At 51.3% G+C, this 275-nt stretch carries 1 pseudogene; it reads right to left on the bottom strand.

The annotated features are described in order from the left end of the window. A pseudogene (locus tag BZJ21_RS16515) lies at positions 1 to 275 on the bottom strand (glycosyl hydrolase family 26); the annotation flags it as partial.

The raw sequence follows: 275 nt of genomic DNA, 5'->3' as shown, positions 1-275 counted from the left end.
AACGTGGCAGGGTTTTTATATGGAGGGGGCGTGAGAACATGGTTAAACGGCCATCAAGCGTTCCATCCACATTCACCAGTGGCGTTCGGTGTTTTGCCGAATAGATGGTGGAGTCTTTAATTGTCGGTTTCCCGTCTTCCACCGTGACGGCCAGGTTGGACATCTCTTTTTTAGTCCCATCCGGGAATGCACCATACAGAGTAACCTGACAGGTATCGTCCGCGCGATAGGTAAAGTCATCCTCATACGCACCTGATGGTACCGTACCGAGCTCT

This window comes from Salinivibrio costicola subsp. alcaliphilus (assembly GCF_001996185.1).
Lineage (GTDB): Bacteria > Pseudomonadota > Gammaproteobacteria > Enterobacterales > Vibrionaceae > Salinivibrio > Salinivibrio costicola.
This window is presented reverse-complemented; position numbering and strand designations above follow the sequence as displayed.